Source organism: Ramlibacter cellulosilyticus, from assembly GCF_014297465.1.
GTDB classification, from domain to species: Bacteria; Pseudomonadota; Gammaproteobacteria; order Burkholderiales; family Burkholderiaceae_C; genus Ramlibacter; species Ramlibacter cellulosilyticus.
In genome coordinates, this window is record NZ_JACORT010000001.1 from 950408 (window position 1) to 973600 (window position 23193).

The window sequence follows — 23193 nt, forward strand, 5'->3', positions numbered from 1 at the left end:
TAGTGACGCCCCCGGGGTGGCCTTTCGCGGGCATATTTCACGCTTCGGCGACCGGCCGGGGCGTGGCATACGCCTGCGGCTTAATCTGGCTGACACATTGTCACCACTGTTCCAGGGCCCGGAGTACATTCCCGCGCCATGGCGTTCCCCTCCTCGAAGAAGACCCCCCGCAGCCGCGACCTGAACCGGCCCTGGGAAGCCGGGGACTCGATCCCGGCGCCGGAGGCGCTGCACGAGGACGGCGACACGGGCTGGGCCCTGTGGCACGAAGCCTCGCAGCAGCAGGAGCGGCGCTTCGCCCCGACGGCGCCCATGACGCAGCCGCCCGGGATGAATCCGGAGGAGATCGCCTGGGCCGCCACGCAGCCCGCGGGCGCCACCTTGCTGCGCAGGCCGCTGGTGTCGAAGGCGGCGGAAAAGCCGCTCTTCACGCTGGAAGCCGCCATGATCGTCGCGCGCCGCAACAACCGCGTGTGCCCGCGGCCGCCGCAGTGGGACGCCTTCATGAAGCTGCTGCCGCCGAAGAAGTCCCTGCGCGGCACGCAGCAGCCACCCGCGCCGGCCACCGGCGCCGCCTGGGCCATCACCCCGCCGCTCACCAAGCGCCTCTGCTTCCGCGAGCAGATCGAGTGGGCGGAACGCGCCGGCGTGCTCGAAGCCGTCATGGCCTTCATGCAGTCCATGCCCGAGGAGGAATGGCTGCACATGGGCGAAGACTAGCAACAACTGCAACCGGACATTTCCGGCGCACTCCGCCACACGATGGCGCTGTGGCAGCATCGCGGGACATGACCTCCGCTCCCACGCACGGCGATTTCGAGGCAGCCCTGGACCTGTTCCGGACGCAGTTCGCGGAGCAATTGCCCGTGCGGCTGGCGGAGGCGCAGTCCGCGCTGCAGGCCTGGCGGGAGGAACCCGCGAGCGAGGAGCGGCTGCGCATCCTGCATCGCGTGCTGCACCGGCTCGCCGGGTCGGCCGGGACCTTCGGGATGCCGCGCTTCGGCGAAGCGTGCCGCGCCATCGAGCAGGGGCTCGACGCTTTGCTGGAGCGTTCCGCGCGGACGCCGGCCGACGTGGAGGCGATCGCCGGCGAGATCGAGGCGCTGGAGCAGGCGCTCCGGTGAACCGCCGGCCTGGCGCTCAGCACTCCTCCATGTGCGTCAGCTGCTCGATCGCGCGCTGCGCCTCCGCGATCGCGCCGGCCATCTTGCGCTTGTTGCCGGCGCGGTGGCGTCCGCCGGCCGCCAGCGAGTCGCGCCCGCGCAGGAGTTCCTTGTCGCCGAGATGGATGGTGTAGCGGCCGAACTCGTCCGCGCGGATGCTGTAGGTCAGCTGCCGCCCGGTGCTGCGCGTGTACTGCACGGTTTGCATGGCGGCACGATGCCGCGCGCGCGGCGAAGTCAAGGTCAGCGGGCGACCCGTCGCGCCGCAGGCCCAGGCGCCGTCCGAGCCCCGAGCAGGAATCCCGCGGATCGGTTAACATGGGACTTGCCGACGTTCCACAAGACCGTGCATCACTAGGTCCCTCTCCTGCTCCCGCTTCCGCAAGCGGCGAGCCGCCGAATCTCCCATCGATCATCTCTTGGCGTTTGCACCGCGCTGCGTGTGCCGCGCGGCCAATTTCCGTTCGAGAAAGGTGCCGTATTGGCCAAGGAAGAACTCCTCGAAATGCGCGGCAAGGTGGCCGAAGTGCTGCCTGATTCCCGCTACCGCGTGATCCTCGAGAACGGCCACGAGCTCGTGGCCTACACCGGCGGCAAGATGCGCAAGAACCGCATCCGCATCATCGCGGGTGATGACGTGAGCCTGGAGCTCTCGCCGTACGACCTGACCAAGGGACGGATCATGTTCCGGCACCTGCCGCCCCGCACGGGCTCCGCCCCGCGCCCGCAGTTCCGGCCCCGCCGTTGAGTGGTGCGCCAGGGAAGAAGAACAAGAATGAACCTTTCCATCGCCCACCCGACGCTGCAGGTCGGCAAGTTCCTCATCTCGCCGCTGACCCGGCTGCTCGAGAACGGCTGGATCGCAAGCTCCGTATCGATCCGCTCGGGCAGCGGAAGCGGCACCACCGACCGCGTGCTGCGGCTCACGCGCCTGTTCCGCGACAGCACCGCCGCGGCGGATTACGCCATGGGCGAAGGCCTGCAGTGGATCGGCGCGCCCGGGCGTTACTCGCTCAGCGGCGCGTAGCCCGCCGCCGCGGGGTAGAGTCCCTGCAGTTCCCTGACCGGCTCCCCTCGTGCTCCGAGCCGACAAGAGGCCGCACTGCGGCTCCACAGGTTCCCTGCGTTGCACCTGAGGAGTTGTCCATGCCCCGTCCGAGTGGCCCGTCCGTCTACCTTCCACCCCCCGTGGATCCTCCCCTGCGGCGCGCCGGCGCGCGCTGGGGCCGCGGCGCGGGGTCCGCGCTCGACGAGGTGCGGCGCGAGCGCGCCGGCAAGCCGCTGCCGGAGCCGTCTCCGGTTGCCCCGCCGGCGCGCCGCCTCGGAGGTGGGGCTTGAACGGCGTGCAGCAACCGCTGGCCCTCCGCTACGAGGTGGAGCTGTCGTACGAGGTGCGCAACGGCCCGGCCGACTTCATCTTCAACGTGCAGGCCGCCCGCACGCCCCGGCAGTGGGTGGGGTGGGAATCGCTCGCCACGACGCAGTTCGTCCCCTTGCAGGAATTCGTCGACCCGCCATCGGCGGCCCGATTCCTGCGACTGCAGGCGTACCCCGGCGAGCTGGTGCTGCGCTACGCGGCAAAGGTGCAATTGCAGCACCACAGGCAGCACCCCGCCGACGTGCAGGAGATCCGGGTGGCGGACCTGCCCGGGACTGTCCTGCCCTTCCTGTATCCCAGCCGCTACTGCGAGTCGGACAAGCTCAACGCCTTCGCGATGGCGCAGTTCGGCTCGCTGTGGCAGGGCCATGCGCGCGTGCAGGCGATCTGCGACTGGGTGCAGCGGCACGTGGCCTTCGCCTCCGGCAGTTCCAGCGGCACGACGAGTGCCGTGGACACCTTCCAGGAGCGGCGCGGCGTCTGCCGCGACTTCGCCCACCTGATGATCGCGCTCTGCCGGGCGGTCAACATCCCGGCGCGGTTCACGACGGGGCTCGATTACGGCGCGGATCCCGCGCTCGGGCCGACCGACTTCCATGCCTACGTGGAGGCCTACCTCGGCGGCCGGTGGTACATGTTCGATCCTTCGGGCACGGCCATTCCGATGGGCTTCGTGCGCCTCGCCTCGGGCAGGGACGCGGCGGACACCGCCTACGCCTCGATCTTCGGCGACGTGGTTCCCGGCAGGCGCATGCTGGCCATCCACGCCGAGGCGGGCCCCGACGGCGTGGTACGGGAGCCGTACCGCACCACGGACGCCATCTCGAGCAGCGACATCTAGGCGCGGCCCGCGCGCCCCCTTGCGGGCCGGATAATGATATGTATACTTATCATCTTCCGGTTTCCCGAGGAGGGTAGCGATGCAATTCCACCTGGACGGCTTCAAGCCTGGCGATCCCCACATCCATGCCGCGGCCCCCTCGGCGCGCCCGCACACGGACGCCGTGCCCGAGCAGGTGGACGTGCTGATCGTCGGCTGCGGTCCCGCCGGCCTGACGCTGGCGGCGCAGCTTGCCGCGTTCCCCGACATCCGCACCTGCATCGTCGAGCAGAAGGAAGGCCCGCTGCAGCTGGGCCAGGCCGACGGCATCGCCTGCCGGACCATGGAGATGTTCGAGGCCTTCAACTTCGCCGAGCGCGTGCTGAAGGAAGCCTGCTGGATCAACGAGGTCACCTTCTGGAAGCCGGACGAGAAGGAGCCCGGCAGCATCGTCCGCCACGGCCGCGTGCAGGACACCGAAGACGGCCTCTCCGAATTCCCCCACGTCGTGCTGAACCAGGCGCGGGTGCACGACTTCTACCTGGAGTTCATGCGCAACTCTCCCAGCCGGCTGGAGCCGCATTACGCGCGGCGCGTCGCCGACGTGAGCGTCGACCCGGCTGCGAAGGACTACCCCGTGACCGTGCGCCTGGAGCGCACCGACCCCGCGCACGAAGGCCGGCAGGAAACGGTGCGCGCCCGCTACGTCGTGGGCTGCGACGGCGCGCGCAGCGCGGTGCGCAAGGCGATCGGCCGGCAGCTGGTGGGCGACTCCGCCAACCAGGCCTGGGGCGTGATGGACGTGCTGGCCGTCACCGACTTCCCCGACATCCGCTACAAGTCCGCGGTGCAGTCCGCCGCCGGCAACCTGCTGGTGATCCCGCGCGAGGGCGACTACCTCGTGCGCCTGTACGTGGAGATGGACAAGCTCGGCGAAGAGGAGCGCGTGGCCAACCGCGGCATCACGCTGGACCATCTCGTCACCACCGCGCAGCGCATCCTGCAGCCCTACACGCTGGAGGTGAAGGAGGTGCCCTGGTGGTCCGTGTACGAGATCGGCCAGCGCATCTGCGACAAGTACGACGACGTGCCCGCGCAGGACGCCGGCGCGCGCATGCCGCGCGTCTTCATCGCCGGCGATGCCTGCCACACCCACAGCCCGAAGGCGGGGCAGGGCATGAACTTCTCCATGCAGGACACCTTCAACCTGGGCTGGAAGCTCGCTTCGGTGCTGCGCGGCCAGTGCTCGCCGAAGCTGCTGGACACCTACTCGCAGGAGCGGCAGGTGGTGGCGCAGGAGCTGATCGACTTCGACCGCGAGTGGGCCAAGATGTTCAGCGACCGCGCGAAGCAGGTGGCCGACGGCGCGGCCGAAGGCGTGGACCCGAAGGAGTTCCAGAAGTACTTCGAGCGCCACGGCCGCTTCACGGCGGGCATGGGCACGCACTACAAGCCCTCGCTGGTCACCGGCGAAGCGACGCACCAGCCGCTGGCCACGGGCTTCACCATCGGCACGCGCTTCCATTCCGCGCCGGTCGTGCGCATCGCGGACGGGAAGCCGGTGCAGCTGGGCCATGCCGGCAAGGCGGACGGCCGCTGGCGCCTGTATGCCTTCGCGGGTGCGGACCGCAGCGGCCTCGACGCCTTGTGCAGGTTCCTGGCGGAATCGCCCGATTCGCCGGTGCGCCGCTTCACGCCCGTGGGACAGGACGTGGACGCCGTGTTCGACCTGCGCGCCATCTTCCAGCAGCCGCATGCGGAGCTGGACCTCGGCGCGATGCCGGGCCTGCTGCTTCCGCGCAAGGGCCGCCACGGACTGCGCGATTACGCGAAGGTCTTCTCGCCCGACCTGAAGAACCGCCAGGACATCTTCGACCTGCGGGGCGTGGACCGGAAGCAGGGCGCGCTCGTGGTCGTGCGGCCGGACCAGTACATCGCCCACGTGCTGCCGCTCGCAGCGCACCGGGAGCTGGCGGACTTCTTCGCCCGCTTCATGCTGCCGAACTAGGTCCGGCCATGGTGTCCGGCTCCGGCGACGGCAGCCGGAACACGAATTCGGCTCCCTTGCCGATCCCGGGGCTCTTGGCCTGCACGGTACCCCCGTGCAGTTCCACGAGCTGGCGCACGAGCGCCAGCCCCACGCCGATGCCGCCGCCGCGCATCTCCTGCCCCTGCGGCGCCTGCGTGAACAGGTCGAAGAGCTTCGGCAGCACCGGCGGGAAGATGCCGATGCCGTTGTCCTGGATGCGGCACACCACTTCGTTGCCTTCCTGGCTCACCTTCACCCAGACCGAGCCGCCCTGCGGCGTGTACTTGATCGCGTTGTCGATCAGGTTGACGCACACCTGCTGCATGCGCGAGAAGTCTGCTTCCACGGGCAGCGGGGTGGGCGGCAGCAGCGCCTCGAGCTGGATGGATTTGCGCGCGGCCTGCTGCTGCATGCCTTCCACGACGTCTTCCAGCAGCTCGCGGAAGTCGATCCGGGCCTTCGACAGGTTCACCTTGCCGAGCTCCAGCCGGTTCACGTCCATCAGGTCGTCGGCGAGGTTGGTGAGGATGCCCAGCTGGTTGGACAGCTGCTTGACCGCCTTGCGGCCGCGCTCGTCCGTCACCAGCCTCTCCAGGATGAAGGCGGTGTTCGTGAGCACGGCGAGGGGATTCCGCACCTCGTGCCCGAGCTTGCGCAGGAAGACGCGCGTCTGCTCCCTCGCCTCGCCGAGCTGCACCATCTCGTGCTCCACGCGTTCCGTCTTCGCGCGCTGGTCCGTCATGTCGCGCATGACCTTGACGTAGCCGAGGATGGCGCCGTCCGCGCCGCGCACCGGCGACACGCTGCCCGTGACCCAGATGCGCGTGCCGTCCTTGCGGAGGTGCCAGCGCGAGTCTTCGGAGTAGGCGTCCTCCGCCGCGACCTTGAGTTCGTACTCGTGGTAGCGGCGCTCCCGGTCCTCGGGCGTGAAGACCAGCTCGACGCTGCGGCCGACGGCCTCGTGCGGCGCATGGCCGAGGATGCGTTCCGCAGCGCCGAGCCATTCCTGCACGATGCCGTGCGGGTCCAGCACGAGCACGGCGTAGTCGCGATTGTGGTGCAGCCAGTGCGCCACGAGCGGGGACACCTGGACGGGCGCGGAAGGAGTGGTCATGGGCTGCCTTCACTGTAAGGCGCCCTGGGGATTTCGTGGTGCGAGTGCGTGCGCGCCGATATCATCAGCGCTCCACACGGGAGCCCAGCCATGGAATTCGTCCTTCGCAGCGCGAACTTCGCCGAGCAGCAGAGCCTGCCCATGGAACACGTCCACCATGCGATGGGCGCGGGCGGCGGCAACGTCTCGCCCGAGCTGGCCTGGAGCGGTGCCCCCGCGGGCACGAAGAGCTTCGCCCTCACGATGTACGACCCCGACGCGCCCACCGGCTCCGGCTGGTGGCACTGGGTCGTGTACGACATCCCGGCGAACGCGACCGGCCTGGCCAGGGGCGCAGGGGCCGCTGGTGGCGCGCAGCTGCCACGCGGCGCGAAGCAGGGCCGCACGGATTTCGGCAGCAAGGAATACGGCGGCGCCGCGCCGCCGCCCGGCCATGGCCCGCACCGCTACGTGTTCACGCTGTACGCGCTGAACACGGAGAAGCTGGACGTGCCCGAGGACGCATCGGCGGCCTACGTCGGCTTCATGATCCACTTCGCGAAGATCGGCGAAGCGAAGCTGACCGCGCGCTACGAACGCTAGGAGGACAACGGCATGGCGACGAGCAAGAACACGGTCTGCCTCTGGTACGACGGCAAGGCACTCGAAGCCGCGCGCTTCTATGCGGAGACCTTTCCCGACAGCGCGGTGGGGGCGGTGCATCGCGCACCCGCCGACTATCCGTCCGGCAAGGAAGGGGACGTCCTCGTCGTGGAGTTCACGGTGATGGGCATTCCCTGCATCGGCCTGAACGGCGGCGCGGAGTTCCAGCACAACGAGTCCTTCTCCTTCCAGGTCGCCACCGACGACCAGGCCGAAACCGACCGCCTGTGGAACGCGATCGTCGGCAACGGCGGCCAGGAGAGCGTGTGCGGTTGGTGCAAGGACAAGTGGGGCATCTCGTGGCAGATCACGCCGCGCGTGCTGACCGACGCGTACACCGACCCGGACCGCGCGGCGGCGAAGCGCGCCTTCCTGGCCATGATGGAGATGGGCAAGATCGACATCGCGAAGATCGAAGCGGCGCGTCGCGGTGGCTGACGAGCCGCAGCGCCTGTCGAAGGTAGTGGCGGCGCTCGCGAAGTGCTCCCGCCGCGAAGCCGAGCAGTACATCGCCGAAGGCTGGGTGCGTGTGGACGGCCGCTGCGTGGAGGAGCCGTTCTTCCGCGTGGCCGCCACGCAGCGCGTGGAAGTCGATCCGCAGGCCCGCTTGCAGCGGCCGGTGCGCGCCACCTACCTGTGGCACAAGCCCGCGGGCGTGCGCAACGAAGAGGCGCTCGCGCAATTGGGGCCCGCCACCCACTGGGCCGGGGACGCATCCGGCATCCGCTACGCGAAGGGCCACGGCACCGGGCTGCAGCTGCTGATGCCGCTGCCGATGGAAGCCGCCGGGCTGTCGGTCTTCAGCCAGGACGACGGCATCGTGCGCAAGCTGACCGAAGACGCCGCACTGCTGGAGCAGGAACTGGTGGCCGAAGTCGCGGGCACCGCGGCGCCCGATGCGCTGGCGCGCCTGGGCCGCGGCCTCGTGCCGGCGAAGGAGCTTCCGCCGGCGCGCGTGAGCTGGCAGAGCGAGACGCGGCTGCGGCTCGCCGCCAAGGGCATCGCGGCCGACCGCGTCCCCGCGTTGTGCGCGGAGGCGGGGCTGCAGCTCGTGTCGCTCCGCCGCATCCGCATCGGCCGCGTGCCGATGGCGGCGTTGCCGGCTGGGCAGTGGCGCTACCTGCCGACGGGGGAGCGTTTCTAGCGATGGCATCGCTCGTCCGCGAAGAGGAAGTCGAATTCACCACGATGCGTTCGCAAGGGCCGGGCGGCCAGAACGTCAACAAGGTGGAGAGCGCGGTGCACCTGCGCTTCGACATCCGCGCGTCGTCCCTGCCCGAGCGCGTGAAGGAGAAGCTGCTCGCGCTGCCGGGTCGGCGCGTGACGAAGGACGGCGTCCTGGTGCTGAAGGCGCAGAGCGCGCGCACGCAGGAACAGAACAAGGCGCTGGCGCTGGAGCGCCTGGAGCAGTTCGTGGAGGAGGCCTCGCGCGTCGAGGAGGTCCGGCGTCCCACCAGGCCGACCTACGGCTCGAAGCAGCGGCGGCTGGAAGGAAAGGCGATCCGCTCGCAGGTGAAGGCGGCGCGGCGCAAGGTGGACGAGTAGCCGTCGGCGGCGTCCGACTGCCGATGCGGCGCGACGCCGACAGGGGAGGCCCCTGCCGCCGGGCCACAGTTCACCGCGACGGTTCTGCCATCCCGAGAGACGCCCATGCACGTGATGTTCCGCTTGCCGCCCCTGGCGGGGGCGATGCTGCTTGCCACCCTGCCCATCGCCTGGGCCGAGTCGCCGCTGCCGGACCCGGTGGCGCCGGCGGTGCTCGGGCGGCCGCTCGACCAGATCAAGCCCGCGGCGAAGGCGACGCGGCCCAAGCCCGTGACCGCGAAGCCGGTCAAGAGCCCGCAGGCTCCCGCCACCAGCACGCTGGGCGCCAGCCGGCCGTTCGCCGCGCCCGTGGCGGTTGCCGCCCCATCGGCGCAGCAGGCGCCATCCGGCCAGCACGTGCCCAAGCAGGCGCTCGACGACCGCGCCGATCCGCGCCACGCGTTGCCGGACAACGTCGGCAAGGGCACGCATCTTGCCCGCAAGCCGCTCGGCCCCGGTGCCTACTTCAGCAGCAAGGCCCAGACGGTCGTGCGCCGCTACTACGACGCGCACCCCGCGTCCGCGCGCGCCGCGAACTGGCAGATCGGCGAGCCGATCCCGTCGCGCGCGAAGGTGACGGGCGTGCCCGACGCCGTGCGCGTCTCGCTGCCGCCGGTGCCCCCCGGCCACCAGTACGTGCAGGTGGATGGCGAGGTGGTGCTCGTCGCGATGCAGTCGCGCATGGTGGTGGACGGCATCAGCCGCGCGGCGCGCTGAGGGAGACAGGCGCGCGCCCCCGGCGCAGAATCGGCTCCTGCGTGCTTGCGCGGGAGCCGAACATGATGCAGCGCCGAACTTTCGTGTCTGGAATCGGAGCGATGGGATTCGCCGCGGCAGGGTGCGCGATCGCGCTGATCGTGCGTGCGCAACGTGCGACGCAGCCCATCGCAGGATCGCCGCGCCAGCGCCTCGGCCAGGCGCTCGCCAAGGGCCGCTTCGGCACCGACGGCGTGGCGTCCGGCGCGCAGCCGGGCGTGTTCGTGGTGGTTGCCGTGGACACCCGCGCGGACACGCTGCTGCTGCGGGACGAGGGCGGCCGCACGGACACCGTGCACGTGAACGCCGCGAAGTTCGACCTCGATACCCTGAAGGCCGGCGACGAAGTGGAAGTCGACTTCGTCCTGCAGCCGGAGGGCAGCACGCGGCTGGAGGCGGGAACGCTCTGGAAGGTGGAGCGCTGACGCGCTAGCCGATCAGCCGGCCCAGCGTGCAGGGCGTGCGGGCATCGCACCCGAGGCAGAGGCTCTGGCAGGCCTTGCGCGCGCCGGCGGTGGCGACGGCGCGCGGGTCCTTCTTCGGATCGGCCGGCACGGTGGGCGCGGCGGGAGTCTTCCTCGCGAAGGAGGCCTTGAAGGCGGCGAACGTGGGCATGGTGGCAGCTCCATGACGGGACAGGCTCCACTCTGCGCGCGGCGTGCAACGGAACATTGACGCGCCTCAAGGGCAGGGCGCGGCGCGCCCCGGCCCTTGCGGTGCCTCAGTCCCTGGGGAGGACGACGGTGTCGATCACGTGGATCACGCCGTTGTCGGCGGCGATGTCCGCCTTGACCACGTTGGCGCCGTCCACCTTCACGCCGCCCGCGGTCGCGACGTTCAGGGCGCTGCCTTGCACCGTCTTCACGCTGCCCGGCTTCAGGTCCTGGGACATCACCTTGCCCGGCACCACGTGGTACGTGAGCACGGCCGCCAGCTTGGCCCTGTCCGCCAGCAGGGCGTCGAGCTGGGCCTTCGGCACCTTGGCGAAGGCCGCGTCGGTCGGCGCGAACACGGTGAAGGGGCCGGGTCCCTTCAGCGTCTGCAACAGGCCGGCTTTCTCCAGGGCGACGGCGAGCGTCTTGAAGTCGCCGGCGGCGACGGCGGTGTCGACGATGTCCTTGGCCTGCGCGGACAGGCCGCAGATAGCGAGGGCGACGACGAGGAGGGCTTTCTTCACGGGGGCTCCTTTGGGTGGGGGGAAGTTTGTCCAGGACAACCTAGAATGGCTGCGAACAATATCGGCCGGAATGCCGGTTGTCAAGGATTTGTCTTGGACAAAACTGGGGAACAAGAGCTGCTGTTCAGCATTGCCGCGGTGGAACGGGAGGTCGGCCTCTCCAAGGACGTGCTGCGCGTCTGGGAACGCCGCTACGGCTTTCCCAGCCCGGAGCGGGACGCCCGGGGCGAGCGCGCCTACCCTGCGGGCCAGGTGCAGCGCCTGGCGCTCATCAAGCGCTTGATGGACCGCGGCCACCGGCCGGGGCGGCTGTTGCAGGCGCCGGTCGAGGAACTGCGGACGCTGGCCGGCGGCGGCGTCACCGGGCGCGAGGCGCCGCCGTCCGGGACGACCCCCGGGGCGATCGATGGCCTGATGCGGCTCGTGCGCGGGCACGACGCGCGCGGACTGGGCGAGGCCCTCCAGCGTCGTCTCGTCGAAGAGGGTTTGCAGAAATTTGTCCTGGACACGGTGGCGTCCATGGCCGTGCAGGTGGGCGAGGAGTGGTCCCGCGGCGAGCTGCGCATCCACGAGGAACACCTCTTCACCGAGGTGGTCACGCGCGTGCTGCGGCAGGCCATCGCGCAACTGCCTGCCGGCCAGGCGCCGGTGGTCCTGCTCACGACCTTGCCGGACGAGCCGCACGGCCTCGGCCTGCTGATGGTGGAGTGCATGCTGGCGCTGCAGGGCGCGCGTTGCATCTCCCTGGGAACGCAGATGCCCATCCTGGAGATCGCGCGCGCCGCGCAGGCGCACGAAGTCGACGCGGTCGCCTTGTCCTTCTCCGCCGCCTTTCCCGCGCGCCTCGGGCCCCAGCTGGTGCGCCAGTTGCGCACGGCCCTGGAGCCCGGCGTCCAGCTGTGGGCGGGCGGCGCGGGCGCGGGCCAGCTGGCCCGCGTCGAGGGCGTGCGGGTCACGGGGGAGCTCGCCAACGTGGCCTCGGTGATCGCTGCCGCCCCCACCTGACCGCGTCCTTGGACCCGCTCAACACCGCCACCTGGCTCGCGCCCGACGTCGCCGCGTTCTACGCGCGCGCGTCGGGCCTGCAGGCGCCGGAAGCCAGGGTGCTCGCGGAACTGCGGCCCCGGATGGAACGGTGGTCCATGCTCGACATCGGTGTCGGCGGTGGCCGCACGACGCAGCACTTCGCTCCCGCCGTTGCCGACTACACGGGCATCGACATCTCGCCCCTGATGGTGGACCACTGCCGCCGCCAGTTCGGCTCCGCGCGCTGCCGCTTCGAGGTGATGGACGTGCGCGACCTGTCCGCGCTGGGAACGAAGCGCTTCGACCTGGTCCTCTTCAGCTTCAACGGCCTGGACTACCTCGGCCACGACGACAGGCTGCGCGCGCTGGCGCAGGTGCGGTCCGTGTGCCGGCCCGGTGCGCTGTTCTGCTTCTCCACGCACAACATGCACGCGCTGCCGCACCTGATGCGCCTGCGGGCGCAGCACTGGGGTGACCGCGCGCAACGCCTGCGCAACCTGCGCAACTGGCTGCGATGGCAGGTGGTTCACGCGCGGGAGACGGCGAAGGCCTGGCGCGAGCGGCGCGATTGGGCCGTCGTGAACGATGGCGCGCACGAATGCCGCTTGCGCACCTACTACATCCGCCCCGCGGCGCAGCTCGCCCAGCTCTCGCCCGTGTTCGACCACGTGCGAGTCTTCTCGCGCAATGGCGACGAGCTGTTCGGCGAACGGCTGGAGCAGGTGGAGGACGACTGGCTGTACTTCCTGTGCTCAGTCCCGGGGCGTGGCGGTCCTGGCGGGGCCTTCGCGCCGGGCGAGTTCCCAGAAGGCGCGTCCCGCGGGTGAAAGCCGCGCGGCGTCGAGGCAGGCGATCGCGACGCGGCGCGCCACGCGCGGCGTGATCGGCCGGATGACGATGCCGGCGCGGGGTTGCTCGGGCAGGCTCAGGCCCGCGAGGACGGACACGCCGTTCCCATGGGCCACGAACTCCAGGATCGACACGAGCTGGAAGAGTTCGTGCGCCACCTTCGGCCGCAGCCCCGCACGGTCGAACATCCCGAGGATCATGTCCTGCGACCCCGCCTGCGTGAGGATCAGCGGGTACTCGGCGAGGTCGCGCACGGACACGGTGGCGCCTTTGGCGAGCGGATGGTCCTGCGGCAGCACGGCGACGAGTTCGTCGGTCGCGAGCGCCACCGTGTCGAGCGAGGGCTGGGGCAGGCGCACGACGCCGATCTCCACCTTGCGCTCCACGAGGTCCTGCTCGATGTCCGGGTCCGCTCGCTCGGTGACGTGCACCTCCACCCCGGGGTGACGCCGGCGGAACTTCTCCAGCAGCGGCGGCAGCAGCCGCAGCGAGGTGCTGGGCCCGATGGAGCCGATGCGCAGCAGGCCGGTGTGCAGGCCGCGCGATGCGCCCGCCACCGACTTCACCTGCTGCAGCGACGCGAAGACGTCCCGCGCGTGCGACAGCGCTGCCTCGCCTGCGTGCGTCAGCACGACGCCGGCGGCCATCCGGTCCACCACTTCGCAGCCGAGGGTGGTTTCCAGCGCGCGCAGCGCGTGGCTGGTGGCGGAAGCGCTCATCCCGATCTTCGCACCCGCGGCCGCGATGCTGGACGCGCCGGGCAAGGCCGCCAGCAGCTCCAGCTGCCGCAAGGTGGGAAGGCCCGCATCGAGCGCCATTGAATCCAGATTCAATTGAAAGTGAAGATGCTTGAATCCTAGACTTGCACCCATGAACACGCAAGCACAAGTCCTCCGCATCGAGGCCGGCCAGGCGCTGCCGCTTCCGCGCCGCACGGGTGGACCTGTGGTCCTCACCGAGGGTGAACTGGTGATGCAGCAGCCGGCGCAATGGCTGGGAGGGACGGTCGTCCTGTCCGCGCCCGTGCGCATCGCGGCGCCGGCCACGCTCCCCACGGGCTCGCCGGGCGAATTCATCGCGGCTTCCGCCGCGACCGTGGTGGTCCCCGCCGCGCAGCCGTCGGTGGTCCTGTCCTCCCTGCGAGCCACTGCAGCCTGGGTGCGTGGCCTGGGCGTCTCGCCGCACGCGGCGAGCTGAAGGCGCGTGCGGGTAGACTGGCCCGCATGAGCCATCCCACCGCGCTCGCCGGCACCGTCCGGGTGCTGGCTTTCGACGTCTTCGGCACCGTCGTCGACTGGCACGGCAGCATCGTGCGCGAAATGGCGCGACTGCATCCGCAGGTGGACGGCGACGCCTTCGCGCTCGCCTGGCGCGAAGGCTACCGGCCGGCGATGGCCCGCGTCATGCGGGGCGAACTCGGATGGACGCGGATCGACGACCTGCACCGGATGATCCTCGACGACATCCTGCCCCGCTTCGGCCTGCAAGGTCTCGGCGAGGCGGAGCGCGCGCACCTGAACCGCGCCTGGCACCGGCTGGATCCCTGGCCGGACAGCGTCGCCGGACTGGAGCGGCTGAAGCGCCGCTACACCGTGTGCACGCTCTCCAACGGCAACATCGGGCTGCTCACCGACATGGCCAAGCGCGCCGGCCTGCCCTGGGACTGCGTGCTCTCGGCCGAAGTCTTCCGCGCCTACAAGCCGGACCCTGCCACGTACCGCGGCGTGGCGCAGGTGTTCGACCTGCAGCCGGAGCAGGTGATGCTGGTGGCGGCCCACCATGACGATCTCGAGGGCGCGCGGGCCTGCGGCTTGCGCACGGCCTACATCGAGCGGCCGCTCGAGTTCGGCGCGGCGCGTCCCAAGGACGTCTCGCCCCGGCCGGAGAACGACCTGCACTGCGCGGATTTCCTGGCGCTGGCGGACGCGCTGGGCGCTTGATCTCCGGAGGCAACGCGGCCTTTGCCGTCCAGCGACAATCCTCCCATGCTCCAGCGAACGCGCTTCTCCGCAGACCCAGCCACGAACACCCCCGTCCTCCACACCCTCCCCAACGGCGTGCGCCTGCTTGCGCTGCCCATGCCCCACGTCCAGAGCGTCAGCGTGGGCGTGTTCCTGCACGTCGGTTCGCGCGACGAGACGCCGGCCACCAACGGCATCGGCCACGTGCTGGAGCACATGGCCTTCAAGGGCACCGCCACGCGCTCGGTGCAGCAGATCAACCTGGATGCCGAGCGGCTCGGCGCCGACGTCAATGCCTTCACCGGCAAGAACATGACCGGCTACTTCATGACGGGCCTCGGCCGCCACGCGGAGCAGCTGCTGCGCATGACGGCCGACATCGTCCTGAACAGCACCTTTCCCGAAGACGAGCTGCGGCGCGAGCTGGAAGTGATCCGGCAGGAGGCGATCGAGTACGCCGAGGATCCGCAGGAGAGCTCCAGCGAGCTCCTGGACCGCGCGCTCTGGGGCGAGGACCCGCTGGGCATGCCCGTGATCGGCACCGTGGAGAACATCGAGCGCTTCACGCGCGACGACGTCGTGCGGCACGTGCAGGCGCACTACGTCGCGGGGAACACGGTCGTCGCCGCCGCCGGCAACTTCGACGTGGACGCTTTCCTGGCCGTGGCCGGCGATCTCTTCTCCGCGATGCGCACGTCGGGCGACGCTGCGGAAGGACGCACCATCGTCCCTCCGAGGTACATCGGCCACGCCGTGGCGCGCCGCTTCACGCAGGTCTCGCAGGTCTTCCTGAACATGGCGTACCCGCTGGCGCCCCCCGCGCCGGAGCACCTGCCGCAGCAGCGCTGGCGCCTGGCGGCGTCGCTCGCGGCGCACCTGTTCGGCGGCGGCATGTCCGCGCCCTACGTCGACACGGTGCGCGAGCAGCTGGGGCTGGCCTACTCGGCCGATGCCTCGATGGAAAGCGGCGACGTGTGGGCCAGCTTCATCGTGCATGCGGTGACCACCCCGGACAAGCTGGACCAGCTGGTCGCCGCCACGGGCGGGCTGCTGCGTTCGCACGTGGCCGCCATCGATCCGGTCCACCTCGAGCGCGCGAAGAACCAGCTGACGGTCTCGCGCGTGCGGACCTCGGAGCGCACCTACGCGACGATGGAGCAGGCCGTCGAGGAACTCTTCGCGAGCGGAACGCTCACGCCCATGGCCGAGACGATCGCGACGATAGCGGACATCCGGGCCGACGAGGTGCGCGAAGTCTTCGAGCGCATGCTGCGCTACCCGGTGGCACTGTCGATCACGGGCAAGGGCGCGGCACTCAAGTCGGCGCGCAGGCTCACGGCCTCCCTGGCCGCCGCTGTGGAATGATAGTGCGATGTCGCAACGTCCCGTTACCAGCTTCGCCAGCCTGTCCCTTCCTGCCGCCACGCTGGAGAACCTGAGCCGCCTCGGCTACACCGAGATGACCGCGATCCAGGCCGCCAGCCTGCCGCCCGCGCTGGCGGGCAAGGACCTGATCGCGCAGGCGAAGACCGGAAGCGGCAAGACCGCCGCGTTCGCGCTGTCCCTGCTCGCCCGCCTCGACGCGCGCCGCTTCGCCGTGCAGGCGCTCGTGCTGTGCCCCACGCGCGAACTGGCCGACCAGGTCACCACCGAGATCCGCCGCCTCGCGCGTGCCGAGGACAACGTGAAGGTGGTCACGCTTTCGGGCGGCGTGCCGCTGCGGGGGCAGGCCACCAGCCTCGAGTACGGCGCCCACGTCGCGGTCGGCACGCCGGGCCGCATCCTGGACCACCTGGAGCGCGGCAACCTCGCGCTCGATGCGCTCAACACCCTCGTGCTCGACGAAGCGGACCGCATGCTGGACATGGGCTTCGTCGACGACATCGCCAAGGTCGCGCGGCAATGCCCGGCGCAGCGGCAGACCCTGCTGTTCTCCGCGACCTATCCCGAAGGCATCGCGAAGCTGGCCGCGCAGTTCCTGCGCGATCCCGTGACGGTGAAAGTCGAGGCGCAGCATGCCGGCGACCAGATCCAGCAACGCTGGTACGAGGTGAGCGAGTCGCAGCGGCTGACCACGGTCGCGCGCCTGCTGGACCACTTCCGTCCCGCGAGCACGCTGGCCTTCTGCAACACCAAGGCGCGCTGCCGCGAGCTGGTGGAACTGCTGCAGGCGCAGGGCTACAGCGCGCTCGCACTGCATGGCGACCTGGAGCAGCGCGACCGCGACCAGGTGCTGGTGCGCTTCGCCAACCGCAGCTGCTCCGTGCTGGTGGCCACCGACGTGGCCGCACGTGGGCTCGACGTCGCCGGCCTCGCCGCCGTGATCAACGTGGACGTGACGCCCGACCCCGAGGTGCACGTGCACCGCATCGGGCGCACTGGCCGCGCGGGCGAGACGGGGCTGGCCCTCAGCCTGGCAAGCCTGGACGAGATGGGCGCGGTGGGCCGCATCGAGCAGCTGCAGGGGCGCGAGTCGGTGTGGCACTCGCCGGCGGAGCTGACGCCCGCGCCGGGCGGCCGGCTGTTGCCGGCGATGGCCACGATCCACATCCAGGGCGGACGCAAGGAGAAGATCCGCCCCGGCGACGTGCTGGGCGCGCTGACGGCGGACCTCGGCTACACGCGCGAGCAGGTCGGCAAGATCGACATCAACGAATTCGCGACGTACGTCGCGGTCGAGAGGAGCGTCGCAGGCGAAGCGGCGGCGCGGCTGAACCAGGGCCGCATCAAGGGCCGCAGCGTGAAGGCGCGCCTCTTGACGGACTGAGTCCAGCCGCCGGCATCAGGCCGCTGCCAGCAGCGGCTTGAGCCGCTCCATCAGCTCGGTGGGATTGAAGGGCTTCTGCACGAAGTCGCTCGCGCCGGCGGCGAACGCCTTGTCGACGAAGCCCTGTTCGCCCTTGGCCGTGAGCATCACGACCGGCACGCCTTCCCAGCGGGGCAGGCTGCGCAGGCGGCCCAGCAGCGTGAGGCCGTCGTGCACGGGCAACATCATGTCCAGGAGCACGAGGCGCGCGACCTCGCCGGACTCGATCGCCTCCATGGCTTCCACGCCGTCTTTCGCGGCCACGACGCGGCACCCCAGCCGCTGCAGCAGGAAGCGCAGGAGGAAGGCGATGGCGTCGTCGTCCTCGACGAGCAGCGCGAGGGGCTGGGCAGGCTCGCTCATGGACCTGCATGGTGGCACGAAACCGCGCGCCTGCGCGGTGGCGGACGGCCTTCGTCAGCAAGGCCCAAGCTCGGCAGTGGCTTCCATGGACGCGCGGCGCCGGCCCGGGCACACTGCGCGCCCATGGAGACGAAGGCAGGCATCGGCCCCCTGGCGGGGCTCAAGGTCATCGAGATGGGGCAGCTCATCGCCGGCCCGTTCGCGGCGAAGACGCTCGCGGACTTCGGCGCGGACGTGGTCAAGATCGAACCCCCAGGCACGGGCGATCCGCTGCGCAACTGGCGGCTGCTGAAGAACGGCACGTCCGTGTGGTGGCAGGTGCAGTCGCGCAACAAGCGCTCGGTGGCGCTGGACCTGCGCAACGCCCAGGCGCAGGAGATCGTGCGCAAGCTCGCCATCGAGGCCGACGTGCTGATCGAGAACTTCCGCCCCGGCGCGCTCGAAGGCTGGGGGCTGGGGCCGGACGCGCTGATGGCCGCGAACCCGCGCCTCGTCGTGCTGCGCATCAGCGGCTACGGGCAGACGGGACCTTATCGCGACCGCCCCGGCTTCGGCGTCGTCGGCGAAGCGATGGGCGGGCTGCGGCACCTGACCGCGGAGCCGGGCCGCGTGCCCGTGCGCGTCGGCGTGAGCATCGGCGACACGCTCGCGTCGCTGCACGGCGTGATCGGCATCCTGATGGCCTTGCACGAGCGGCACCGCTCGGGCAAGGGGCAGGTGATCGACGTCGCGCTCTACGAGGCCGTGTTCAACTGCATGGAGAGCCTGCTGCCGGAGTACAGCGCCTTCGGCGCGGTGCGCGGGCCCGGCGGCAGCGCGTTGCCTGGCATCGCGCCGAGCAATGCCTACCTGTGCAGCGACGGCGGCTATGCGCTGATCGCGGGCAACGGCGACAGCATCTACAAGCGGCTGATGGCCGCGATCGGGCGCGACGACCTCGGCAACGACCCGGCGCTCGCGAACAATGCGGGCCGCGTCGCGCGCGTGGAAGAGATCGACGCGGCCATCGGTGCGTGGACGAAGACGCGCACCGTGGGCGAAGTGCTGGCGGTGCTGGATGCCGCAGCCGTGCCGGCCGGACGCATCTACACCGTTGCCGACATCGCGGCCGACCCGCACTACGCCGCGCGCGGCATGCTGCAGCACATCACGCTGGAAGACGGCGAGCCGCTGACGGTGCCGGGCGTCGTGCCCAAGCTGTCGCGCACGCCCGGCGGCCAGCATCGCAACGCGCCCGCGCTCGGGCAGGACACGGACGCCGTGATGCGCGAGCTGGGCCTGTCCGAGGAACAGATCGCCGGGCTCAGGAGCCGCGGCGTGATCCGGTAGCTTTCGACAACAGGAGACCACCCACCATGCAACGCCGACCCCTGCTGCTGCGCGCAGCGCTCGCCGCCGCCGCCCTGTGCCACGGCCTCGCGCTCGCGCAAGGCTATCCCGCCAAGCCCGTGAGCCTGGTCGTGCCGAACCCGCCGGGCGGGCTGGTCGACACGTCGGCGCGCATCGTGGCGGACTCGCTCGGCAAGGTGCTCGGGCAGCCGGTGGTGGTGGACAACCGCGCGGGCGGCAGCGGCAACGTGGCCTACGGCCTCGTCGCGCGTGCGCCGGCGGACGGCTACACGCTGCTCACGTCCTACTCGGCGTACCACGTGGGCAACCCCTCGCTCACGCCGCGGCTGCCGTGGGCGCAGAAGGACTTCACGCCCGTGGCGCTGGTGACTGTGGCCACCAACGTGATTGCCGCGCATCCTTCCGTGCCGGCGAACACGCTGCAGGACTTCATCGCGTACGTGAAGAAGAACCCCGGCAAGCTCACGTATGCATCGCAGGGCAACGGCTCCGTCTCGCACATCGGCACCGAGATGCTCAAGGCGCAGACCGGCACGAGCATGGTCCACATCCCGTACAAGGGCTCGGGCGACGCGATCCGCGACGTGCTCTCGGGCCAGGTGCAGGTGTTCATGACCACGCCGCCCTCGGTGATGCAGCACGTGCAGGCCGGCAAGCTGAAGGCGTTCGCGGTGACCGGCAAGTCGCGCCATCCCGGCCTGCCCAACGTACCCACGACGGCGGAGGCGGGGCTGAAGGGCTTCGAGCTGGAGTCCTGGGTGGCGATCTTCGCGCCGGCCGGCACGCCGCCGGACGTGGTGCAGAAGCTCACGACCGGGCTGAAGCAGGCGCTGGAGACGCCCGAGGCGAAGTCGCGCGCCGATGCGGCCGGCATCGAGCTGCGCTACCTGCCGCCGCCGCAGCTCGACGCGATGGTGAAGCGCGAGACCGAGTTCTGGGCGAAGACGATCAAGGCGCAGGGGATCACGGCGGACTGAGGTTGGCGCGGACGGGTTAGAGTCCGCGTGGGAGACGGCCGCTGGCCGGCAGAAGAAATGGATTTGTCCGAACGCTCGTTCCTGCAATGCCTGGACGTCGTCTATGCGGCGGCCGAGGATTCCGCGCGCTGGCGCGAGGTCTTCGAGCACCTCCGCGACGTGCTGGGCGTGAAGTCCATCCACATGCTGGGCGTGGACAAGCGCCATGGCGCCCTTTCGTACAGCGACGGCGTGAACCTGCCGGTCGAGGGCGAGCTGGCGTACATGCACCACTACCGCGCGATCGACCCGCGCAACGCGATCGCGTTCAGCCAGCCGGAAGGGCGGTGGGTGCACTTCCCCGAGATGCTGCCGCCTGAGGTCGTCGCGTCGCACCCGGTGTACCAGGAATTCCTGATCCCCTACGACCGGCGCTACAACAGCTCGTGCAACCTCGTCGACACGCCGGATGCGACGGTGATCTTCTCGCTCCTGAGCGGTGAGGAGGAGGGGCCGCTGGGCGCCGAAGCGCGTGCGTTCGTGGAGCGGCTGACGCCGCACCTGCAGCGTGCCGCCCGCATCGGCATCCGCTCGTTCGTCTATTCCAGCCAGGCGCTGGTGGGACACCTGCTCGTGAGCCGGCTGCGCCAGCCCGTGTTCCTCATGAGCCCGGGCGGCGACGTGATCCACGCCAACGACGCGGCCCGGCAGCTGCTGCGATCGACGCGCGTGGTGCAGGTCAGCGACGGCAGGCTGCAGCTGCCGCAGCCGCACCTGCAGGACATGCTGCGGCGCTGCCGGGAGCTGGAGCAGTCCATCAAGGCGGGCGGCGCGGAGGCCAGTGCCGCCGCGGCGCAAGCCGGCCAGTTCCACTCGATGCGCATCGCGGACCGCAACGACTCGGTCTACGCGTTCTACACGATGCTCTCGCCGCAGCGCGAGATGGGCGTCTTCGGGCTCCGGCCGGTGGTGATGCTCCTCTTCTACCACCCGGACTCGGCGCCGACGGTCGATGCGAGCCTGCTCTACGCGATGTTCGGCCTCACGCCGGCGGAGTGCCGCATCGCCATCCTGCTGGCCGAGGGCCTGGTGCTGAAGGAGATCGCTTCCACGCTCGGCACGCAGCACGACACGGTGCGCAAGCAGCTGCGGGCCATCTTCCAGAAGACGTCGACGAAGCGGCAGCCGGAGCTGATCCGGCTGCTGCTGCACCTGCCGCAATCGTCGGTGCAGGGCTCCGTCGGCGACGCCTGAGGCCTGTCAGCCGCCGCAGGCGTTGGTGGTGGTGTCCCACTCCCAGTTCTGCTTGAACGGGTTGTAGACGCGAGGTGCCTGCCACCGCTCCTTGCGGCCGTTCTCGAAGGTGCGGATGCAGCTGCCGTTGAAGCACTCGTTGGTGCACCTCAGCGACGTGGTGGAGCGGGTCGTCGAGGAGACGGACGCGGGGCGCGGCTTCGGCCTGGCCTTCGCCTCGTCGGCGTCGAACTTCGCCACCTGCTTCTTCAGGGCAGCCGCTGGCGGATAGCTCATGCCGTCCTCGGGGTCGAAGACGTCGAGCATGTCCGGGTAACCGGAGCGCAGGTTCTCCAGGGCGCTCTCGACGACGACGCGCGTGCAGTCCGTGGTGACGTTCTTGTTCTCCGCGAGCCTCCAGCGTGCCCCCGTCGTGGCGGGGAACTTCGCCGTGACGCCCTCGGGCGGCTTCGCCACGAGGCCGTACTCCGCGAAGCAGTAGGGCGTGCCTTCCACCGTCTTGCCGGTCATCAGCATCAGGTGCGCGGAGTACTTGCGATGGTCGAGGACCTGGTTCCACCGTGCGCCGAGCTTGTCGGCAATGAGTTGCTTGCCGACGTCGCTGAGCCCCGCCGTCCGGTGCGACACGATCCCGGGCAAGCGCTCGCCCTTGGGAAACTTCGGCTTCGCCGGATCCCGCGTCACCTCGGCATCGGCCTGCAGCGTCTTCGGGGTGAGCGCGTCCGATTGCGCCAGGTTCTGCAGTGCGGCGGCGAAGGCGCGCTGGCAGGCCGCCGGGCCCTCGTCACCCTTGCGGGACTCCGACATCGCCCAATGGAACGTGTTCGGCGTGCGGGCCACCTTCCCTGCGGCGGGTGGCGTGGTGGCCCCGACGGCCGTGAGGCAGGAGCTGTTGTCCTTCGCGTTCCACACCGTCACCGCGATCACCATGCGCGCGTCGACGAGGTTGCGGGCCTGTTCCGCCGACACGACCCTGCGCGCGATGGCCTGCGCGTCGGGCACGTCGGAATCCCGGTGGGCCGCGAAGAGGGGAACGTCGGCCTGTCGCGGTGCTTCGGTCTCCTGCTGCGAACGCGCGGACAGGGTGGTCGCGATCGCCAGCGCCGCGACGATGGCCTGGATGGCGGCACGCATGGCGGTCACCGGCTCGTCAGCGCGTCGACCTTCGGCAGCTCGCCCAGCTCGGGCTGGCCCTCGACGTACACGGCCTTGGTGCCCGCGCGTTCCTCGACGGCACGCACCGTGTCGATGATGGTCTTCGTGGTCCACTGCTCGGGCGTGCCCACCATCGCCTGCGCGGCTTCGCGCGCGATCTGGGTGAAGCCGCCGCTGGTCTTGCGGAACACGGCGAACATGTTCAGCTGGTAGCCGTCGCGGTAGCGGTACAGGCAGGTGTAGAGCGTCAGGTGGTCGGACCCGGCGATGTCGCGGTTGGCCTTCGCGTTCCAGACGGCGCCGTCGCACTTGGCACCGCGCAGGGGCACGTTGCCCGACATGGCGAGGATGGCGCCCATGCCGGAGCCCTTGAAGGCATCGGCCATGTCCACCAGCTGGAAGCGGCCGGGTTCGGCCGGGATCTTGTTCCCCATCTGCAGGGGCCGGTTGTGCGTCACCGAGTTCGTGTTGCGCGCGAGTCCTTCGGTGGCTGCCTTGATCATCTGGTCGGGCGTGGCCTTCGTCTTCACGTCGAACACGTGGTACATCTCGACCGTCTCGTGGCGGTCGGCCAGCACGGAGTTGACGGAACCGCAACCGGTCAATGCGGCGGCGACGAGGCAGAGGGCGAGTGCTTTCTTCATGGGTCCAGTGGGTTGATGAAAATCGGTCGGTCTTGCGGGCGTGCACGCGCGAGCCCGGGCGGCACGTGCAGCGCACGTGCGCGGGCCCGGACGGGCGGCCTGGCGGAGGAAAGGTGTACGGCGCCTAGGGCGGCGCGTGGCCGTGCTTCGACGGCGCGGGGGCGAA

General features: G+C 70.4%; 29 protein-coding genes. 21 read left to right on the forward strand and 8 right to left on the reverse strand.

Going from position 1 to position 23193, the window contains the following annotated elements:
* Positions 1–138 precede the first annotated feature (138 nt).
* Positions 139–720, forward strand: a complete 582-nt coding sequence (locus H8N03_RS04740; RefSeq protein ID WP_187074947.1) for a hypothetical protein — start codon at positions 139–141, stop codon at positions 718–720.
* Between the two features lie 68 nt (positions 721–788).
* Positions 789–1124, forward strand: coding sequence for an Hpt domain-containing protein (locus H8N03_RS04745; RefSeq protein WP_187074948.1), 336 nt, complete (start codon positions 789–791; stop codon positions 1122–1124).
* A 16-nt stretch (positions 1125–1140) separates the two neighbouring features.
* Here the strand turns inward: H8N03_RS04745 and H8N03_RS04750 are convergent, their stop codons facing one another.
* Entirely contained in the window at positions 1141–1371 is a 231-nt protein-coding gene (locus tag H8N03_RS04750; protein ID WP_187074949.1) for a hypothetical protein, read from the reverse strand.
* Between the two features lie 273 nt (positions 1372–1644).
* On the opposite strand from H8N03_RS04750, the gene infA reads away from it, so the two are divergent.
* The 4 genes from infA (at position 1645) to H8N03_RS04770 (ending at position 5369) form a co-directional block, all read left to right on the forward strand.
* On the forward strand, positions 1645–1911 hold the full coding sequence (infA, locus tag H8N03_RS04755) for a translation initiation factor IF-1 (protein WP_187074950.1): 267 nt from the start codon (positions 1645–1647) through the stop codon (positions 1909–1911).
* A gap of 27 nt (positions 1912–1938) precedes the next feature.
* Complete coding sequence (locus H8N03_RS04760) at positions 1939–2190, forward strand: hypothetical protein (protein WP_187074951.1); 252 nt, start codon at positions 1939–1941, stop codon at positions 2188–2190.
* 316 nt (positions 2191–2506) lie between these two features.
* Entirely contained in the window at positions 2507–3382 is an 876-nt protein-coding gene (locus tag H8N03_RS04765) for a transglutaminase-like domain-containing protein (protein WP_435531652.1), read from the forward strand.
* A 79-nt stretch (positions 3383–3461) separates the two neighbouring features.
* On the forward strand, positions 3462–5369 hold the full coding sequence (locus H8N03_RS04770; protein ID WP_187074952.1) for an FAD-binding monooxygenase: 1908 nt from the start codon (positions 3462–3464) through the stop codon (positions 5367–5369).
* On the opposite strand, the gene H8N03_RS04775 is transcribed toward H8N03_RS04770, so the two are convergent.
* Positions 5353–6504 (reverse strand): PAS domain-containing sensor histidine kinase, encoded by a 1152-nt coding sequence (locus H8N03_RS04775; protein ID WP_187074953.1) that lies wholly within the window; start codon positions 6502–6504, stop codon positions 5353–5355. The genes H8N03_RS04770 and H8N03_RS04775 overlap by 17 nt on opposite strands.
* A gap of 90 nt (positions 6505–6594) precedes the next feature.
* Between H8N03_RS04775 and H8N03_RS04780 the strand changes: the two genes are divergently transcribed.
* The 6 genes from H8N03_RS04780 to H8N03_RS04805 all read left to right on the forward strand — a co-directional run bounded on the left by H8N03_RS04780 (position 6595) and on the right by H8N03_RS04805 (position 9911).
* On the forward strand, positions 6595–7086 hold the full coding sequence (locus tag H8N03_RS04780; RefSeq protein WP_187074954.1) for a YbhB/YbcL family Raf kinase inhibitor-like protein: 492 nt from the start codon (positions 6595–6597) through the stop codon (positions 7084–7086).
* Positions 7087–7098: 12 nt separating this feature from the next.
* Positions 7099–7584, forward strand: coding sequence for a VOC family protein (locus tag H8N03_RS04785; protein WP_187074955.1), 486 nt, complete (start codon positions 7099–7101; stop codon positions 7582–7584).
* Positions 7577–8290, forward strand: coding sequence for an RNA pseudouridine synthase (locus H8N03_RS04790; RefSeq protein ID WP_187074956.1), 714 nt, complete (start codon positions 7577–7579; stop codon positions 8288–8290). Before H8N03_RS04785 ends, H8N03_RS04790 begins: the two co-directional genes overlap by 8 nt.
* Positions 8291–8292: 2 nt before the next feature.
* Positions 8293–8691: an alternative ribosome rescue aminoacyl-tRNA hydrolase ArfB gene (gene arfB / locus H8N03_RS04795; RefSeq protein WP_187074957.1), complete on the forward strand. Its 399-nt coding sequence runs from the start codon at positions 8293–8295 to the stop codon at positions 8689–8691.
* A 105-nt stretch (positions 8692–8796) separates the two neighbouring features.
* On the forward strand, positions 8797–9447 hold the full coding sequence (locus H8N03_RS04800) for a hypothetical protein (RefSeq protein ID WP_187074958.1): 651 nt from the start codon (positions 8797–8799) through the stop codon (positions 9445–9447).
* A 101-nt stretch (positions 9448–9548) separates the two neighbouring features.
* Positions 9549–9911, forward strand: a complete 363-nt coding sequence (locus tag H8N03_RS04805; RefSeq protein ID WP_187074959.1) for a S1 domain-containing protein — start codon at positions 9549–9551, stop codon at positions 9909–9911.
* 4 nt (positions 9912–9915) lie between these two features.
* On the opposite strand, the gene H8N03_RS04810 is transcribed toward H8N03_RS04805, so the two are convergent.
* On the reverse strand, positions 9916–10101 hold the full coding sequence (locus H8N03_RS04810; protein WP_187074960.1) for a hypothetical protein: 186 nt from the start codon (positions 10099–10101) through the stop codon (positions 9916–9918).
* A gap of 106 nt (positions 10102–10207) precedes the next feature.
* On the reverse strand, positions 10208–10663 hold the full coding sequence (locus tag H8N03_RS04815) for a fasciclin domain-containing protein (protein ID WP_187074961.1): 456 nt from the start codon (positions 10661–10663) through the stop codon (positions 10208–10210).
* Between the two features lie 93 nt (positions 10664–10756).
* On the opposite strand from H8N03_RS04815, the gene H8N03_RS04820 reads away from it, so the two are divergent.
* Both H8N03_RS04820 and H8N03_RS04825 read left to right on the forward strand, forming a co-directional pair.
* The gene (locus H8N03_RS04820; RefSeq protein ID WP_222622802.1) at positions 10757–11668 is read left to right on the forward strand and encodes a MerR family transcriptional regulator; all 912 of its coding nucleotides are present in this window, start codon (positions 10757–10759) and stop codon (positions 11666–11668) included.
* Between the two features lie 8 nt (positions 11669–11676).
* Positions 11677–12516, forward strand: a complete 840-nt coding sequence (locus H8N03_RS04825; protein ID WP_187074963.1) for a class I SAM-dependent methyltransferase — start codon at positions 11677–11679, stop codon at positions 12514–12516.
* On the opposite strand, the gene H8N03_RS04830 is transcribed toward H8N03_RS04825, so the two are convergent.
* Positions 12442–13371, reverse strand: coding sequence for a LysR family transcriptional regulator (locus H8N03_RS04830; RefSeq protein WP_354005074.1), 930 nt, complete (start codon positions 13369–13371; stop codon positions 12442–12444). The two genes, H8N03_RS04825 and H8N03_RS04830, sit on opposite strands and share 75 nt — an antisense overlap.
* A 37-nt stretch (positions 13372–13408) precedes the next feature.
* Between H8N03_RS04830 and H8N03_RS04835 the strand changes: the two genes are divergently transcribed.
* From H8N03_RS04835 to dbpA, 4 genes are read left to right on the forward strand one after another with little or no spacing between them, the layout of a single operon-like run.
* Positions 13409–13735, forward strand: coding sequence for a hypothetical protein (locus H8N03_RS04835; protein ID WP_187074964.1), 327 nt, complete (start codon positions 13409–13411; stop codon positions 13733–13735).
* A gap of 26 nt (positions 13736–13761) precedes the next feature.
* Positions 13762–14478: a haloacid dehalogenase type II gene (locus H8N03_RS04840; RefSeq protein WP_187074965.1), complete on the forward strand. Its 717-nt coding sequence runs from the start codon at positions 13762–13764 to the stop codon at positions 14476–14478.
* 45 nt (positions 14479–14523) lie between these two features.
* The gene (locus H8N03_RS04845) at positions 14524–15864 is read left to right on the forward strand and encodes a M16 family metallopeptidase (RefSeq protein WP_187074966.1); all 1341 of its coding nucleotides are present in this window, start codon (positions 14524–14526) and stop codon (positions 15862–15864) included.
* Between the two features lie 7 nt (positions 15865–15871).
* Positions 15872–17266 (forward strand): ATP-dependent RNA helicase DbpA, encoded by a 1395-nt coding sequence (gene dbpA, locus H8N03_RS04850; protein ID WP_187074967.1) that lies wholly within the window; start codon positions 15872–15874, stop codon positions 17264–17266.
* 15 nt (positions 17267–17281) lie between these two features.
* Here dbpA and H8N03_RS04855 read toward each other — a convergent pair whose 3' ends face one another.
* A complete protein-coding gene (locus tag H8N03_RS04855; protein ID WP_187074968.1) occupies positions 17282–17668 on the reverse strand; it encodes a response regulator in 387 nt (128 codons plus the stop codon).
* A 123-nt stretch (positions 17669–17791) separates the two neighbouring features.
* Here H8N03_RS04855 and H8N03_RS04860 point away from each other — a divergent pair, with 123 nt between their 5' ends.
* From H8N03_RS04860 to H8N03_RS04870, 3 genes are read left to right on the forward strand one after another with little or no spacing between them, the layout of a single operon-like run.
* Entirely contained in the window at positions 17792–18997 is a 1206-nt protein-coding gene (locus tag H8N03_RS04860) for a CaiB/BaiF CoA transferase family protein (protein WP_187074969.1), read from the forward strand.
* Positions 18998–19023: 26 nt separating this feature from the next.
* Positions 19024–19995, forward strand: coding sequence for a Bug family tripartite tricarboxylate transporter substrate binding protein (locus tag H8N03_RS04865; protein ID WP_187074970.1), 972 nt, complete (start codon positions 19024–19026; stop codon positions 19993–19995).
* 57 nt (positions 19996–20052) lie between these two features.
* Complete coding sequence (locus tag H8N03_RS04870; protein ID WP_187074971.1) at positions 20053–21228, forward strand: helix-turn-helix transcriptional regulator; 1176 nt, start codon at positions 20053–20055, stop codon at positions 21226–21228.
* Between the two features lie 6 nt (positions 21229–21234).
* On the opposite strand, the gene H8N03_RS04875 is transcribed toward H8N03_RS04870, so the two are convergent.
* Positions 21235–22362: a hypothetical protein gene (locus tag H8N03_RS04875; RefSeq protein WP_187074972.1), complete on the reverse strand. Its 1128-nt coding sequence runs from the start codon at positions 22360–22362 to the stop codon at positions 21235–21237.
* Positions 22363–22367: 5 nt separating this feature from the next.
* Positions 22368–23027, reverse strand: coding sequence for a hypothetical protein (locus tag H8N03_RS04880; protein WP_187074973.1), 660 nt, complete (start codon positions 23025–23027; stop codon positions 22368–22370).
* Between the last annotated feature and the right edge of the window lie 166 nt (positions 23028–23193).